At 50.0% G+C, this 15,638-nt stretch carries 9 protein-coding genes and 3 pseudogenes; 8 read left to right on the top strand and 4 right to left on the bottom strand.

Annotated features, from left to right (window positions below):
* Positions 1 to 135: 135 nt before the first annotated feature.
* The 3 genes and pseudogenes from EAH74_RS32165 to EAH74_RS32155 form a co-directional block, all read right to left on the bottom strand.
* A complete protein-coding gene (locus tag EAH74_RS32165) occupies positions 136 to 2,400 on the bottom strand; it encodes a DEAD/DEAH box helicase (protein ID WP_140684355.1) in 2,265 nt (754 codons plus the stop codon).
* Positions 2,375 to 3,670, bottom strand: coding sequence for an ATP-binding protein (locus tag EAH74_RS32160; RefSeq protein ID WP_057397111.1), 1,296 nt, complete (start codon positions 3,668 to 3,670; stop codon positions 2,375 to 2,377). Before EAH74_RS32160 ends, EAH74_RS32165 begins: the two co-directional genes overlap by 26 nt.
* Positions 3,667 to 6,084, bottom strand: a pseudogene (locus EAH74_RS32155) (TerB N-terminal domain-containing protein). Before EAH74_RS32155 ends, EAH74_RS32160 begins: the two are co-directional and overlap by 4 nt.
* A 725-nt stretch (positions 6,085 to 6,809) precedes the next feature.
* Between EAH74_RS32155 and EAH74_RS32150 the strand changes: the two are divergent.
* From EAH74_RS32150 to EAH74_RS32120, 7 genes and pseudogenes are all read left to right on the top strand, one after another.
* Positions 6,810 to 7,166 carry a hypothetical protein gene (locus EAH74_RS32150; protein ID WP_140684353.1) on the top strand — a complete coding sequence of 119 codons (357 nt, stop codon included), beginning with the start codon at positions 6,810 to 6,812 and terminating at the stop codon, positions 7,164 to 7,166.
* 56 nt (positions 7,167 to 7,222) lie between these two features.
* Positions 7,223 to 7,588: a histone-like nucleoid-structuring protein, MvaT/MvaU family gene (locus tag EAH74_RS32145; RefSeq protein WP_140684351.1), complete on the top strand. Its 366-nt coding sequence runs from the start codon at positions 7,223 to 7,225 to the stop codon at positions 7,586 to 7,588.
* Between the two features lie 105 nt (positions 7,589 to 7,693).
* Positions 7,694 to 7,816, top strand: a pseudogene (locus EAH74_RS33550) (DUF2252 domain-containing protein); the annotation flags it as partial.
* A 511-nt stretch (positions 7,817 to 8,327) separates the two neighbouring features.
* Positions 8,328 to 11,735, top strand: coding sequence for a hypothetical protein (locus EAH74_RS32135; protein WP_140684349.1), 3,408 nt, complete (start codon positions 8,328 to 8,330; stop codon positions 11,733 to 11,735).
* Positions 11,732 to 12,193 carry a response regulator transcription factor gene (locus tag EAH74_RS32130; RefSeq protein ID WP_140684347.1) on the top strand — a complete coding sequence of 154 codons (462 nt, stop codon included), beginning with the start codon at positions 11,732 to 11,734 and terminating at the stop codon, positions 12,191 to 12,193. Before EAH74_RS32135 ends, EAH74_RS32130 begins: the two co-directional genes overlap by 4 nt.
* Complete coding sequence (locus EAH74_RS32125) at positions 12,190 to 13,434, top strand: response regulator (protein ID WP_140684345.1); 1,245 nt, start codon at positions 12,190 to 12,192, stop codon at positions 13,432 to 13,434. Before EAH74_RS32130 ends, EAH74_RS32125 begins: the two co-directional genes overlap by 4 nt.
* Before the next feature lie 418 nt (positions 13,435 to 13,852).
* Positions 13,853 to 14,491: a hypothetical protein gene (locus EAH74_RS32120; RefSeq protein WP_140684342.1), complete on the top strand. Its 639-nt coding sequence runs from the start codon at positions 13,853 to 13,855 to the stop codon at positions 14,489 to 14,491.
* Positions 14,492 to 14,867: 376 nt separating this feature from the next.
* Here EAH74_RS32120 and EAH74_RS32115 read toward each other — a convergent pair.
* Positions 14,868 to 15,076 (bottom strand): annotated as a pseudogene (locus EAH74_RS32115) (hypothetical protein).
* A gap of 349 nt (positions 15,077 to 15,425) precedes the next feature.
* On the opposite strand from EAH74_RS32115, the gene tnpB reads away from it, so the two are divergent.
* Positions 15,426 to 15,638 (top strand): IS66 family insertion sequence element accessory protein TnpB (gene tnpB, locus EAH74_RS32110; protein ID WP_240050521.1); only part of this gene is annotated, 213 nt, incomplete at its 3' end.

Here is a 15,638-nt window from a genome sequence, read left to right as displayed (position 1 = left end):
TTTGCTTCAGTAGCAGAAATGAAGTCGTCGGCGTGTTGAATGTTCTGTATTTACCGAATCTCCTGCGCCAGCGTCTTACGCTGCTCGGGCCTACATAGAGGCCGCGTGTGGGCGCGAAACGGGTTTGAAACGCATCTACGGCGTGGCCACGCCATTCTGCTTAGCCGAAGATTGGCTTTGCGCAAAAGCGATAGCAGTCGAGATATCCAGCGATATAGACGCAAACGACTTCATCAGCAATGACTCCGGCAATGCCCAATCCCATTTCTCGCGCAGCATGTTCTCCACATTCGCAAGAATCGAATCGAGATCACCTGCATCCAATCTACCAACATCCTCCAGCGCTCCTTGGGTTCGACTGATGTCTGCGTCAATCTCAATGGCAAGGCCTGCGTTATCGCAAGATAGGCCTATATGATTGAGCAACAGACGCAGTGCATCGTTGGCATGATCACCGAGCCAGCTGATCAGATAACACTTGCCGCCCGACTCGATGATGTAGCGTTCACCGAGACCTAATGAGACAAATGTCTTCCGTGCCTCGTCGAGCAGTTCTTGAGCTCCACGATCAATAAACAGGCAGGGCGAAGTATCCGCCAGCACTGTGCGCATTTCTTCACGGACGGTGTCATGCACCATTGCACCCAAGCCATCGAACTGGGGAGGAGCACCGCCGCGTGCGGCTGTAACAATAATGACCTTGGCCTGGAGATCAACGTCACGCACTTGCCATCGTCGCCCGCCAAAGATAATTCGTTGATCCTTGGTAAGCGGGCGGCTTACCGGTACTGACCCCAGGGCTTTCCCATCACACACGAGGCGAAACTCTTCATCGCTGGTGAACGCACTGTAGAACTCGTAGTGGTTTATCAGACGCTCTCCAACCGTCCCGGGAAGCAACAATCCCGAACTGTCTTGAACAATGAGTTCATGCTCTCCCAATGACCTGAGCAGCCCCACGAAGTCGGGTCTATCGACTTTGGAAAAAGCACCTTCGGCGATCAGACTTTTCCAGAGATCTGCCGCTGATGCGCCTCCACACTGGGCAATGACGGAAAGGATTTGCTGAACCAGGGTGGAGGCGTGAATGCCTTGGGCTCTCGGGGGTTCGAACCAGCCACGAATCAGCAGGCGAACCATGGCAATGGTCTGTACCAGGCCTTGGCGCAGTTGGTCGGAAAGGCTCGAAGAATCTTTGAGTGGCGATTCTTTGCAGTAGGCGCGCAATATCGCATTTTCTCCAGGGCGTCTTCCTGAACGGCCTAAGCGCTGACGCAGACTTGCCACTGAGGGAGGGGCACCAATCTGTACTACCGTTTTGATGCTCCCGATATCTATTCCCAGTTCAAGCGTCGTGGTGCAAATCGCCGATGCCGCCTGGTTGCCGGCCTTAAGAGCGTGCTCAGCCTGCTCACGCAAGTCCTTTGAAAGGTTGCCGTGATGAGGCCAGAATTCGTTGGGCATACCATTTTTCTCGCAGCGTCGACGCAGTTGGTCTGCGTACCATTCGACCTGCTGCCGGCTGTTCGGAAAAATCAGGTTATTACTTCCTCTTAATACCTTGTACAGATGATCAGCGATCGCGAAGTCAGGACTTGCCTTGTTCTCAGTCTCATCTTCATTTTCGTCACCATCGGAAAGCTCGACGGAAGTCCTTTTGAGCTCGCTCATTGGTGGCTGAATGTAACCGCGGACTTGTACTTGGAGTGTCTGATTGGAGTTTTTGGACTCGATCACTGTCACCGTATCGGCGTCTCCCGGACGGAGAAACTCTGCGGCCATTTTCATATCACCCAGTGTCGCTGAAAGGCCTACCCGGGGAAGACGACGACCAGCTACTAGCTCCACTCGATGCATCAGGGACTGCAGTTGTTTGCCTCGCTCACTACCAATGAATGCATGGAGTTCATCAACGACGATGTAGCGCAGGTTTTGGAAAACTCCGGCCAGACTTGAGCCTCGGTTGACAAACAATGCTTCAAGGGACTCAGGTGTGATCAATAACACACCCTCCGACGACTTCAGAAATCGATGCTTTTTGCTCGATGAGATGTCCCCGTGCCAGCCGACCACAGGAATTTCCAGTTGCTCGCAAAGACGACTGAGTCTGCCCCATTGATCGTTGATCAAGGCTTTGAGTGGGCTGATGTACAGCACAGAGCCGGGAGGGTCATTGTGGTTGAGTAAATGGGTGAGGATGGGGAGGAACGCGGCCTCGGTTTTCCCCGCCGCCGTTGCAGCGGCGATGATGACATCCTGGTCTGCGTCCACTAGAACAGGCACTGCCCATTCCTGGGCGTCACGCAAGGACGTCCAGCCTTCAGCCCAAATCCATCGCTGGATACGGGGTTCTAGCTGGTCGAAACCCGATGACTCAGAGTGAGAAGGTGGCAAGTTCATCGTCCGCGTCGACCTTCGTGTCCTCTTCTCCGCCGAGGTCTTTGGCTACCTCGACACCTCCCAGCAGCGTCCGCCAGTCAGCTCCCGGGTTTTGCTCCAGAATGGCCAGCAGATTGATGAACGCAGTGATAGTGGTGCGGGGCGTACGGAAGTAGGCTTCACCCATGCGCTGGTTACAGTGCGCCATGAACAATGGGAGTGCTTCGTCAGGCAGTAGATATTTTTCAGCATCACCGCCTGCGTAGACATGACGAAGCTTCTGAAGCAATACATAGAAGTCTTCAGGGGTGAGGCTGGTTAGGCGAATAACAGGGCCCGAAAGATCAACCAACCCTGTTTTTGCGAACGAGTTTTCGGCTAGTCGCGATTGCAGGGCAGGGTAGCTGAAGAGGCCTCGGCGAGTGTCCATCAAGAACTCGGGAGTACCGCCCAATACGAAACCAAGCCCCTCAGACGATCCTTGCAACGAATCATTGAGGATACGCAGGATCTGCTCATAGTTAGCATTTCGAGCTTGTGTGTTCGCCAGCTTGTAGAGATTTACCAGTTCGTCAAGGCAGATCATCAAACCGCCGAATCCCGCAAGTCTTACGAATCTCGACAGCAGCTTGAGCTGATCGTAGACGGAGGCGTCATCAATGATCGTTCGCACACCCAGAGCCGCACGCGCATCGGTCTTGGTGGTGAACTCACCACGCAGCCAGCGGATGGCGTCAGCCTTGAGTTGCTCATTGCCGTCCTCGAAACCTCGGCAATACGCAGCGATCACCTCAGCGAAATCGTAGCCGTTGACCATCTCGGTCAACTCAGCAAGGTGTGTACGGATGACAGTCTCACTGTCAGTACCCGCCGCCTTGGCTTCTGTTTTGGCTTGGGAGATGAATTTCTCGACGATGCCTTGCATAGCCCCACCGTCAGGCTTTGTGCGTGTCGACATGTTCTTGGCCAGCTCGGAATAGAGTGAGCGTGCCTGTCCCCCAGTGGCATGCAGCCTGCGATCGGGGTTTAAGTCAGCATGCATGGTTACGAGTTTTCGCTCCATCGCAATGGCTCGTACCAAGTTGAGAAAAAACGTCTTACCGGCGCCGTACTCGCCAATCACGACGCGAAATGCTGAACCGCTTTCAACCAGGCGGTTAACGTCGGTGATCAGCGCATCGAGTTCGCCCACCCGACCGACCTGAATCAAATGTTGGCCGACACGAGGAACGACGCCGGCGCGTAGCGATTGGATGACCGCGTCGCGATCCTTGGCTCTGATAGTGGTCATAAGGCTAGCTCTTCCAGAATGTCTTTATTGATCTCGATGGGATCATCACCTTCGGTGATGGGCATATCGAAGCGGTCAAAGGCCATGTCGTTGATTTGCTCCAAAGCACCATCGAGCATTAGCTCCATGTCGCTCGCAGCGGACTCAAGTTCAGATCGACTCCACTCTGGACGTGAGACCAATAGGCGTAGGAACGCCGAATGTTCCAAGTCGAGACCCGCAACGTCGGCACTCGACGCTGAAGTCGATTCGGCATCCTCAACAAGCTGCTCAGATTCCTCAACCTGATCATCAGTGAACACCTGAGCAAGTAGGGCGGATACCTCAGCCGTTTCTCGTTGCAATTCAGCAATTCGCTCATGATCGAGCACGAACCCTTGCTTGGCGTTAACTGGGAGGGGCACCCCAGGCTCGGACTGAGTGGTGTTGGCGGGTGGTATGACGGACGCAATCCTTGCTCCGGATGCAGCACCGTGAAGATCGCTGTAGAGCAGCTGACTGTCCAGTTGCAACGCTTTATACACTCGCTCCAGAAGCTTCACCTCAGATGTGCTGACGGTGCCATCGGCTTGTGCGAGGTGGGCCAGGAAGCTGGCAATCGCGCGCTTTGCTTCGACGGTCAATGGGTCGAGCTTTTTCTTCAAACTTGCGAGTGTTGGAGGTTGCTAAATTTGGATTCGTAAATGCGCCTTGAGACGTTTGCGATGGGCAACACTCAGGTGACTCCATGAGTCAATGTGCTGACCCAGCATTGTGACTTCTTCATTTGAAGTATCCCCATCGGCAGATGCTACTGCACTGGCTAGGTCAAGAGTGACCGAGGCCGCGTTATAGGCCGCCGAAGCTCGCAGTGATCCGTCTTCTGGTTGGGTCACGAACAATGCAATTTGGTCTTCTGCTTTCGGTGTTTTACTGCCTGCCAGAACGTCAGGTTCCATACCGATATGGAGTGACTCCAGCGCGCGAGAAAGTGCCAGTACTTTGTCGCGAGACAACGCCCCTGCGCTCTTGAACCGTCCAGCGAGTTCGCCAAAACTCATGGTGATCAGGTCATCACCGATCCTGTGTTGAAGATCGTCCAATTCTGCACGGGCCGACGCCGGCCATAGCGCGACAGGAAGCTGCAAAAGGCCCTCCAGGGCTTCTGCGCTTTCAGGGTTTCGGCCCAGATAACGGCTATAGGGCTCCAACTCGCTGGTGCAAAGCTCAACAATCAATTGCAGGTTTTTACGCGTTCCTGACGTAGCCATGACATCAGGAAGATCTCCCAGGTTAACTGCTGGTGCCATTAACACTGCGGAGGCCGGTCGATAGCTTGCTTTAAGCTTGGTCTTGTTTTGCGCGAGGATTAGCCCGGTAGGGTGGGTACTCGCGTACTCGAGTTTGAACAATGCAGCGAAGACTTTCTTACACCGAGTTACCGGAGTGCGCTTGCTGATGTTGGGGTCGGCTAGCGCCCATGCCAATGCCCAGTCGGCATCAAGTGGTCGTTTGTTGGAGGCGTGTTGCCCTAAACCTATGCGCAGTGAAAGCGGCATTTCGTAGCCGTAAGCAACTACATCAGGAGGTGGGCCAAGGTACTGACTAGGATTAACCGTGTGGTTGCTCAGGTAATCCAGGAAACCCTCCGCGTACCCCCTGAATGACCGATTCTCCCCATAGATATTCAGAAGTCGCTGGACTTCTTTGGTTATCAGAGGAATCTCCGCCTTCACCTGCGGATCGCTTACGGCATCAACGAGTGCACGGCGCTCAAGGCCATAAAAAAATAAAAAGACGTAGCCGGTGTCCGCCAGCGGATCACGACGTCCGCCTTCTAGCCACTGCAGGTATCCGCGCCGAGCCTCTGGCGAAATGGAGTGAAAACTCGGCCAGTAGGACATCAGCCGCTCTTCGATATCTACGTACGATTTGGCTATCCGCAGTTTGGGATTGATCAGTGATGGTTCTTGCGCATCGTATCGACCCAGTGCGCTTCCTACATAGAGCATTCCACCGGGAAGTGAAAAACCAGACACAGTGACCGATTCGCCCGCCGGAACCCAACGGGTATCGGATTTCTGCTTGCTTGCATCTGGAATTTTAAAGGAAGCGGAAGGGGGGGAGCCGAGTTGGACGGTATAAAATTCGGAGGGATCTTCAGACATATTGCTCGACGAAACCTCATGCATGGAGAAGGTCACGTCTTTACTTCGCGGCTCCCGCAGGTGCGTTGTCGCTGAAGCAGACCTTTGAATTTGTTCAAGCTGTCGTTTAGTGCGAGTGGCTAACAACCACATAATGGCGACGATGCAAGCGACGATGCCAATTGCGATCCATGCATTCTTCGGGATCGAAGCGAATGCACCAAAAGCCAGTGCAAAAATGATCAGGATGCCGGTGCCGGTAGAGTTTTTTGCCTTCTTCCTTGCCATGAGTATTTCAACCTTGAAAGGTGGGGGCTGGCGCAATGGCAGTATCCGATAAATGCATCTCTAGAACTATGGACTACGCAGCGCTACTGATCGGAAAAAATGCCCATCAACGAACCCTACAGCGCTAGCTGTCACAGTCACTCCAGTGATCGAAAGCTTAGACTATGAGTGTTTTGTCTACGGGATACGTTGTTCAAATCAGTGATAGAGAAGTTCGGTTGACCTGAGCAGCCACGAACTCGGGGGCACGTAACAGGCCGGATGATTGAGGAAGCGTCCGGTTATGCCCAAGCTCCGGCCTATCGCAGTTCTGTCGTTTACACAGAGTTAGACGGTAGAGAGGAACGTATTTTTCTTTGCTCCGATCGTGTCAACAGAAATATTTTTTCAGAAGGCCCCTTGAAAAAAATTTTGAGCGACGGATCTTTTAATTTGAGACCAACAGAAAAGCAGCGATCTCGGCGCCTCATCTTCCGCCGATCATGCTGAGGAAACGGTGTTGGTTTTTTGCTTTTGTATTGCTTCTGCTTTTGGCCTTTTTCCTACGATTTATCCTGCTGACGCTGAGGTGTGGCTGCCCAATGGGCATAGCAAAATCGCCCCCTGTGCGGCGCAAGCCGCTGCTTTCTAGTTTGATTTCAAATAACGATCCATTTTTTGAAAAAAATACCCATGTCGGACAACATCTGGGTGGGAGCTTTCAGTGGACGAGGAGTGGAGCGTGAATGCACAGTGAACTCGAATCTCAAGTGTGGCTCTCGGTGCAGCAAACATGTGACGCCACAGCGTTTGAAGCACTAATTCTGCGGGCCGTGGATAGCTTCAAGCGGCATCCGGGATTCGATCCTCTTGTGCGATTGCATGCTTCCGACATTGGCCCGCAAGGGATTCAGGTACTGCGTGCAGTGCTGCGGCAACGAGGGCTTCATCCTGAATCCTGTGTTGATGTTCCTGGTTACCTTGAACTGAGGTCTCGACTCAAAGACCACCTACGTTGTCAGCTCCAGTGGTATCTGGTGAAGGCTGGGCACGCAACTGAGGAAATCCAAGAAGACCAACTACACAGAGATTTGGGGCTGTAAAAAAATCTATCATGTGTCCCTACACTATGTATTATCCAAATTGAAGGAAATTATCGATGTCTCGTCTGGCTGAATTTCGCAAACTCGAACAACAACTCGCCTCTCAGCTTGCTGAACTTGAAGCCATGAAGGGGGATGCAGGCCTGAAAAAAGAGATCGAGTTTGAGGCCAAACTACGCAGTCTGCTGGGTGAGTACGGCTACAGCCTGAAAGACGTGATCAACCTGCTTGATCCTCAGGCTGGCCGCCGCGCTCCTGCCGCCATGTCCAAGGCCGGCACTCGCAAGCCTCGCCAAGTGAAGGTCTACAAAAACCCAGAGTCGGGCGAAGTAGTCGAAACGAAAGGTGGCAACCACAAAACTCTGAAAGAGTGGAAGGCGAAATACGGTTCCGAAACCGTAGAGTCCTGGCTGACCAAGTGATTTCGGTTTGAGTACAAAAAGGCCCTACGAGGGCCTTTTTGTTGGGCGGACTTACAGATCAACATACGGCCCAGCAGCTCGCGACCTTGTAGCGCACAGCGAGTGCTCTCCCAGGTTATGAAACTGCAAACAGATCAGTTGAGCCAACCCGATGCGATGCTTGCAGCCGGATATCTGGCGAAAGTGGAGGGTCTTACTCATGCCCGGCAGATGGTCAAGGACATCAGATTGCCTCGCTTCAATCTCAAGTCAAAGCCTGCGAGTGATGCAGATTCTAAGGGAGCGGAATCGTCATCGACTCATCACCCGGCCGCTGCGTCCACGCGCTATTCAGCATCCTACCCATTTTCAATACATCTCCAGATTCGTCGCTGCAGTATCAGGCACTGCCCATCGGCCACTCGGACGTTGGCTGCGTTCCGTTTGACCTGAGCACCCTTAGCGTTATGAGGCAGAACGCCATGGCGTTACCGCACCAGCATCGTTGCCGTCGATTCAATTGCCACTGCGCTTGTGCGTACTGATCGGCGACGAGGTTTGGCGTGAGGTGTGCAAGGCACTACTGTGTTCTTCACCTCAAACAGTTGTCCTTAACCGATGAAGAAGCTGGACAGACTGGTGGCGTTTCAATATCGTGCTCTGTAGGATGCTATTAAATCAAAACCCCCTTTACAAGTCCTAAATAGGCCTCTCCAACACACCTTGGAAATCAACCGTAAATGGACTCAGAGAGACTCAAATGAGCTCTAAGCACCAGAAATTCAAGGTTACTTCTACAAAGCAGTTCATCAGGGCAATTCATAGTTACTCAAAGTCGGGAAATAAGTCCGCGCCTTCTCTGCGCTTTGGTTTGGGAAACGCCAGGACAATAACGGATAGCTTTCTGTTTGCTAAAATCGTAGAAGAAATTGGGAGGACGCCCCTTTATCTGAAGTTAATAGCTCCAATGCAGTTCCCTGGAAATCTCTCAGAGATGAAGAAAGGTGTTCCCTCAATCTATATGCTTAAGGCACAGGATGAACTTATCTGGACGGCTGCAGTGCTGTCTGTTTTCAAGGAGAAACTTTGCGGCTTCATGAAGGTAAAGAAGCAGTTTGAAGGTGCGTTCTTAAACAGCCGATTTGAGGAAGCATTGGAGATCCTTTTTCAAATCGAACAAACCTACGGTCTATCAATATGGTTGTTGAAGAATAAAATTTGTGTGTTACAGCTGCTTTACGGGCTGAAAGAGCAAAAGGATTACCTTGAAAAAATTGTGAATACCGAGTTCTTCAGTGTTCACGGCGCATTGGTGTCCTATCACACTAGCCTACGAAGCGAAGAAAACGTAACTTCCGCTGAAATGGAAAGTGAGCTTGATGAGTATCCAGGTGAGATCTCCTATTACTTTACCTATCATCTGACGCCGGCAAATTTGGACAGGATAGAAAATACCGCTGTCATCCAGTGTATCGAGGAAACTCAGCCATTAATCGACAGATTGTTGGCGCATATCGCTATGCTTCAATTGTACTTTGCTCAAGGCGAATTCAATGGGCGAGCACTCGACGAAACCATTAGGCTCTCCTCTTGGATACCCGAGGCGTCTATACAGAATCTGGTTCGGATGAACTCTAAACAACCTGTGCCGATAGATGTTGTTGAACTAGATGTTTTTGAACGCTATGCCTTGGGTCAATACGGTACTAAACACGTTAGAACCGTAGAGTTGCTTGAGGTGTTGGCCTATGACAAAGCATACGGTAGTGAGCCACAGGACTCAGAAAACACCAGCTTGTTCGACGAAACTGTTGACTTAATGGCAAAGACCGTGACTTATGCAAGTGATCAGGTAAAAATCAGGCACAGGCTAGGGAAAATAGCGATGATTTCCCCATCACTTTCCCTCTCAGTCAATATTTCTAATTTTCTTGCGAACGCGGGGGATACCCCAGCGGTCGATAAAAAGACACTTAAGTCAAAACTTGCATTGATTAATGGGTCGCTGGCAAATCCTAAGAATTGGAACTCGATACAGCACGAAAGCATGGCTCCCGGATTTTCGGTCGCTCTGGCTCCTGAGCAAGAAAAATTTAGTGTTATCCAATTGTTTCGATACATGGAAAATGAATTTAAGGAGGGCGCTCGGGGTATATCAGGGCTTAGCTTGCCAGAGTACCGAATAAATACATATATAGGACACTTGGCCTACAAGCTAAAAAAACATGATGAAGCTGAAAAGCACTATACCCTAGCATTGGCGTCTCCGATCCCATTCCCCCAAGATAGGGTAAGATCGTATTTGTTCGACTCCGTGTTCGCACAGGGAATCATAGAAGATGCCGTAACGCTTGCGGTAGAGCATTGTCTACGTAATCCTAATGTTGTAGGCCTGTATCCGTTGGCCGAGTTGTCCAACGCAGCACTGGCCATCAAAGGGCTTCGGGCAGACATCGCAACTGCAATATTGATACATCTGACGGCCCGTCACGTGCATACGAAGTGGGAGAGGAAGTTATCCGACATCAATGAAAATGTACTTTTCGAAGCTGGCGTGGACAAACCGTCCGAGCTTCTCGCTGTACAGATGGATTATGAGCCAAGGATGCTTGTCTACTTTTTAAGGTATGTGTGCGTGTCCAGAATTTTGGATGACAGCAGCGCTTATAACTCTGTTGAGGGAATCGAAGAAGAGCGTATCGCTATCTGTCAGTGGCTCGCTGTGCTGGATCCGCCTAATAAGTCTATTTATGCATCGGAAATCAAGGACATTACTCGAAATGAGAATATTGCGAGTATTTGGCACCAGTTTCAGTCCAGTAAGGTTTATGTGGACGAAGACGGGCTCAGAAATTTCTTGGCGCCTTCTTTTAAAGAAACATTTCGACGTTATGTGATTCTAAGAGATTCTCCCTCGTTAAATACCCAGGCTGAGAAATTGGCCAAGGCATTGGAGAGGATTTTGAAAGATGTTAATTCTGGATTTAAAAATATAAAACTGCCCGCTTCGGAAGCGGAGTCTTTGTTTAATACCATGATCTACCAGTTTTTGAATGCCTTCGCGACACATCCTGCTTATGGATTGGACACGCATCTGTCGACAGCAGTCAGGCACGGTGTTTTCGAGGGGCACGTTCGAACAGCGTTGATCAGCATACTTTGCACCAAAAGTGAGAGCGGATATATTCTCCCAGCATCATTTCGTCAAAAAATATCTTGTCATGGCGATGCAGTTGATAGTGTGCAGGCAGCATTCACTCGTTTCACCCGAAAAATAGAATTACTCATTGAAAAATACTTGTCAGACTTTTTCCGGATTGAATCGGATCTTACGCCGACTGGATTGTTCAGCTTCGTCTTATCGGACGAGGTTCGTTCTGATGCCATGGCGCGGATGAATACGATATCCGACTATGAGGATTTCATGAATGAATTTTTCTCCATAGCTTGGCGTCTTACGGACAACTCTACTCAGGTGCTGAAAAAACACGTCGCCAATTCACTGGGTAACCAGATATACCAGGCCTTCGATCTGATTCTGGAAGGGCTAAGGCCGACGCTTAACGATGGTGCTTTCGCCATAGTGGAAAAAGAGGTGGTTGATGCCCGGCTCCGTATTCAACGAACATTAGAAGATGTGGCAGGTTGGTTCAATCGTCCTCAAACCGCTCATCCCGATGAAATCGACATGGAGATGGTTGTAGTAGTTGCGCTAAAACAGATTGCCAACTGCTATACAAACGACAAGCTCATCCCGTCAGTTGATTACTCTGCCAACAAGAAGGTTAAAGGCGATCTGCTTTCGGGGCTCGTAGAAACGCTGTTCATATTGTTGCAAAATATTATTATCCACGGAGGCGTTGCGCGCGATCTCAAGGGTGTGAGATTGTCATTCGGATTTACCGATGATTCGCTGTCGATTACATTGGAAAATCCAATCGGAAACTCCGTAGATACTTTTAAGCTTGAACAGAATATTGCAGAGTCTTTGGAGCGGTACCAGACGGGCGCGGGGTTGACTAAAGCCAGCACTGAAGGCGGTTCTGGTTTGTCAAAGATTTGGCGTATCATGGAGTTCGACATCAAGAAACCTCACCACTTAGAACTTGCCGCAATCGGCCGGATTTTTAGGGTCAAACTCACTATTGAGAGTATCGAGTTTATATGAATATTTTCATAATTGAGGATGATCTTCTCAAACTCAAGAAAATTGAGGATTTTTTATACTCGATGCTTCCGAGTGCTATTTTTAGTAACTATGGTAGTTTCAATAGTGGGCTCAGGGCATGTGAGAGCAGTTTGCCTGACTTAGTCATTCTCGATATGGCACTACCTACGTTTGATAGGAAACCCAACAAACGAGAAGGCAGGTTACGTCCATTAGGTGGATATGACCTTCTCAGGAAGTTTTCGTTGAAGGAACTATCCACCAAGGCCATTGTGGTGACTCAGCTTACTGAGTTTGGCGACGGGGTAGAGGAGATGTCCTTTGGTGAAATATCCCAGACATGTCTCGACGAGTTCCCTGAGATTTTTTTGGGCAGTGTATATTTTGGTCAAGCCAGCCTCGAATGGCAAAACAAGCTGCGGGATTTAATATTGAAATTTCAAGGAGAGCGGTTGTGAAGGTGCTGATTGTTGAGGATGAGCAGGAAAAGCGTAGGCTCATCAGTGAGGCGGTGAACAGCGCCGAGGGAATGATTTATTCGAATATCGATTATGCACATGACTTGAGTGCGGCCAAGAGATATCTACAAACGAATAAATTTCAGCTCGTTATTTTAGACATAAATATTCCCGCCAACTCGATATCAGGGCCCACTACCGGTCTTGGTTTGGAACTGCTTGACTTCATTAAGAATAACCTCAAGGCAATTAAGCCGACGTATGTGATCGGTATGAGCGCCTACAGCGAAGGGGTAAGCGCCGCAGCACAAGAATTTAACTTCCCGCTCTGGCGATTCATCGATTTTTCATACGATCAGCTAGGATGGCAGGCCACCATCAAAGATGCGGTGGAGTATCTTAATGAAAACAATAAGCCTCCTTTCACCGCTGACGGTAAAAACTATCATACCGATTTGTGTGTTTATGTTGCGCTTGAGGAGGAGCTGGAGAGTCTAAAAAATTTATCGGTTGATTGGATTGAGGTAAAGGTTGCCCATGACGATGCGCGCTATTATCAAGGCCAATTCAAACGAGGCGACAAAACCTTGGACGTTGTCATCGCAGCGTCGCCGGAAATGGGAATGCCCATTGCGGCAGTCTTTGCTGCCAAGCTCATCCACACCTTTCGGCCCAAGTACTTGGGTATCGTCGGTATCTGTGCAGGCGTGCATAACAAAACCAAAATGGGCGATTTGCTCGTCGCTGACCCATGCTTCGACCTAGGTAGTGGCAAGTGGACGATTGACAAAGAAACGGAAGATCTGAAATTCCTGCCCGCCCTCTACCAGCGACGGCTCGACGACACTCTGCGGGCCCAAATCAGGTCGGAGGGGGATAATAAGGAAATGCTGGAAAACATCTGGAAAGGGTTTCACTACGCGAAGCCTAAAGAGCCCCCATCAGTTGTGATCGGCGCAATGGGAAGCGGCAGCTCGGTGCTTCAAGCACTTGAGATGATGGAGCAAGCTAAAGAAAGGCACAAAAATCTCATAGGTATTGAGATGGAAAGCTATTCGGTGTTCACCGCATGCGAATTTGCGTCTGCTCCGAAACCCCGGTGCTTTTCGATGAAGGCGGTGTGTGATTTTGGGGACTCCCAAAAAGCTGATGATTTCCATGACTACGCTGCTTACGTCAGTGCAAATTTCCTTTACGAGTTTGCTTTGGTAAATCTTGAATCACGCCACGAGCCTGTATGAACCAGATGTGCTCCATTTTGATAATAGGTTGGCGGTACAGTCGAGTGCTACCAGCGTTCTAACAGAGCTGCCGCCAAAAAATTGGGGCAGCAGCAGGTCATCCAAGGACTTAACCCATTTCTTGTGCTTGCTGAGGGGGTGGCATTTTGCCTTCAAAATGATTTAGTCTAAGGCGGCAGTTTTTTGACCGGTGGTTGGCTCTCTTAGCACTGCGAGGTGGTCTACTTTGTGAGAAAGTTCTGAGGAGCATACCGAACTCAAAACGGGCGATGCCAATCAAGTTTTTCTCTGCGGGGAGGGGTAACGTTCAGTAGATAAAACCGTCTACTAATCATCTCGCCCAAAGGGGTCGCCTGGCCGATTACCTGAATTTGAACGGCCGATCAGGCTTAATATTACCTACTGTTAAAGTGTTTATATGGCAAGTGATCTCTGGAATCTAATACTCAATATCATAGCTGCATTCATATATGCGGGAATTGTGTGGCTATGGAAAAGAAGGGGGGCTCGGCCGATCCCTGCGCCTTCTCCCAGCAAAAGCAACGTTCCTTTTGATACAGTTGACTTGGATCGTCGATCAAAAAATCTCCAGACAGCTGAGTATGCAGCATATAAATTTGTTTTCTATTTTACCACCTTTGCAGCGCTCTATCTTTCCATTACCACGCCGCCATTATTTAAGGCGCTTTTCGCCAATAGTGAAGTTTTTCTAAATAATGCTCGTTTTGTCGGAGAGTACCTTCCGGCCATTCCCATCGGAAAAAGTCATCTTCAATTTACATTTTTTCTAATCTCAGCATTACTTTATTTTCCTTTGTTGTTTGTCGCAGAAACTATAACTTCATTCGTTAATCCGCTGGTTGACTCATTTAAGGAGGTGACGGAGCGAATCTGGACTGCAATAACCATGCTTGTATTTTTAGTTTTTTGTATCCCGGTGGCGGCAACGTCTGTATGGCTGTTCTATGATAAAACTTATACCGCTTCCCTTGTGAGTGTCATATTCTTTATTATACTGCCTTTCGTTTTTTCTCAGGCGCAAGCTGGGCGTCGATGAATTTAATCTTTCTTACTTAATCCGAGCAATAATGCTCATCTGTTTTTCACTTGGCTTTTCGAGGGTGATTCTATAATGGCCCCTAAGGGGGATCACTAGAACAGTACCGGAACCTCGCGGGGCGGCCTATGGGCATATACTGCAGAAGAAAGCCAAAACCACCTCAACCAGTGGTTTTTTTCGCCCCAAGAAATCTGGAGACACCAGGCTTGAGCTTAGAGCGGTGGAATCCAAAGGGCTTTCGAGCCTCCGCCATTGTGGGCAAATCGAATTAGTAAGAATTATGGCTGGGCAATAATTTCAATCTGCGCAGTTGGTGAGCGGTGTCTAATAGCACCTTCGTACCCAACAGGCCTCTTTCAACATATGGGGTGAATTACTCCGTAGCCATCAACACAGCGAGCGTCATGTTGATGAACTCTTCATTTGATCTGATCGTGTCCAGCGCACCGCGCACGTTGCCTCAACCTCACCCGATCCACGCTGCTCGACCCAGAGCGTCAGTTCCATGATGGCACCCTCAAGGGCTTGCTGGTTTTCGTTGATCTTGAACAGCAGGGAAGGGAGCAGATCTGAGTTTGGCATCGCGATTCCTCCATGGAAAAAGCACAGCCTAACAGGCGGGTGGTATTCCGATTCACTGCCTGGTGTCTGAGATCACCGCTTCCATAATAGAAACCAGCTCCTCAAGCAGCTCCGCATAGTATCGAGTGAGATACCGCTCCGGCTCAGTAGGTGCTACTCGGTGCAACATCACACACTCCCAACTGCCTCGGATGTTCAGCATTCTATGTCGAGCAAACAGCGTCTGCCTCTGTCCTAACCTTGAAGACACTATGCTTGTTAGCTGGTAACCGCTCCATGAACCCCACATTCAAAGCCAGCAGTTGATCCCCGAAGCTGTACTCCGATTTCTCTCTGGAGCCAGCACGTCATGATGCGACCCGACGCTAAAGTCGAAAAAGTGTACCTCTACCCCAAGGCCGTGGACTTCCGAAAATCCATCGACGGCCTGGCCGCCTTGGTCGAGCTGGATATCAAGGTCGCGGTGTTCGACCCTGTACTTTTCGTCTTTCTGAATCGCCACCGTAATCGAGTGAAAATCCTTTACTGGGAGCGCAACGGCTTCTGCCTTTGGCTCAAGCGC

The organism is Pseudomonas mandelii (assembly GCF_006438925.1).
Lineage (GTDB): Bacteria > Pseudomonadota > Gammaproteobacteria > Pseudomonadales > Pseudomonadaceae > Aquipseudomonas > Aquipseudomonas mandelii_C.
This window is presented reverse-complemented; position numbering and strand designations above follow the sequence as displayed.

What these genes read in the sequence shown, in the direction of transcription:
- EAH74_RS32130 (WP_140684347.1), top strand. Translation starts at nt 11,732, where the DNA reads ATGAATATTTTCATAATTGAGGATGATCTTCTCAAACTCAAGAAAATT.
- EAH74_RS32135 (WP_140684349.1), top strand. Translation starts at nt 8,328, where the DNA reads ATGAGCTCTAAGCACCAGAAATTCAAGGTTACTTCTACAAAGCAGTTC.
- EAH74_RS32145 (WP_140684351.1), top strand. Translation starts at nt 7,223, where the DNA reads ATGTCTCGTCTGGCTGAATTTCGCAAACTCGAACAACAACTCGCCTCT.
- EAH74_RS32165 (WP_140684355.1), bottom strand. Translation starts at nt 2,400, where the DNA reads ATGAACTTGCCACCTTCTCACTCTGAGTCATCGGGTTTCGACCAGCTA.
- EAH74_RS32160 (WP_057397111.1), bottom strand. Translation starts at nt 3,670, where the DNA reads ATGACCACTATCAGAGCCAAGGATCGCGACGCGGTCATCCAATCGCTA.
- EAH74_RS32150 (WP_140684353.1), top strand. Translation starts at nt 6,810, where the DNA reads ATGCACAGTGAACTCGAATCTCAAGTGTGGCTCTCGGTGCAGCAAACA.
- EAH74_RS32120 (WP_140684342.1), top strand. Translation starts at nt 13,853, where the DNA reads ATGGCAAGTGATCTCTGGAATCTAATACTCAATATCATAGCTGCATTC.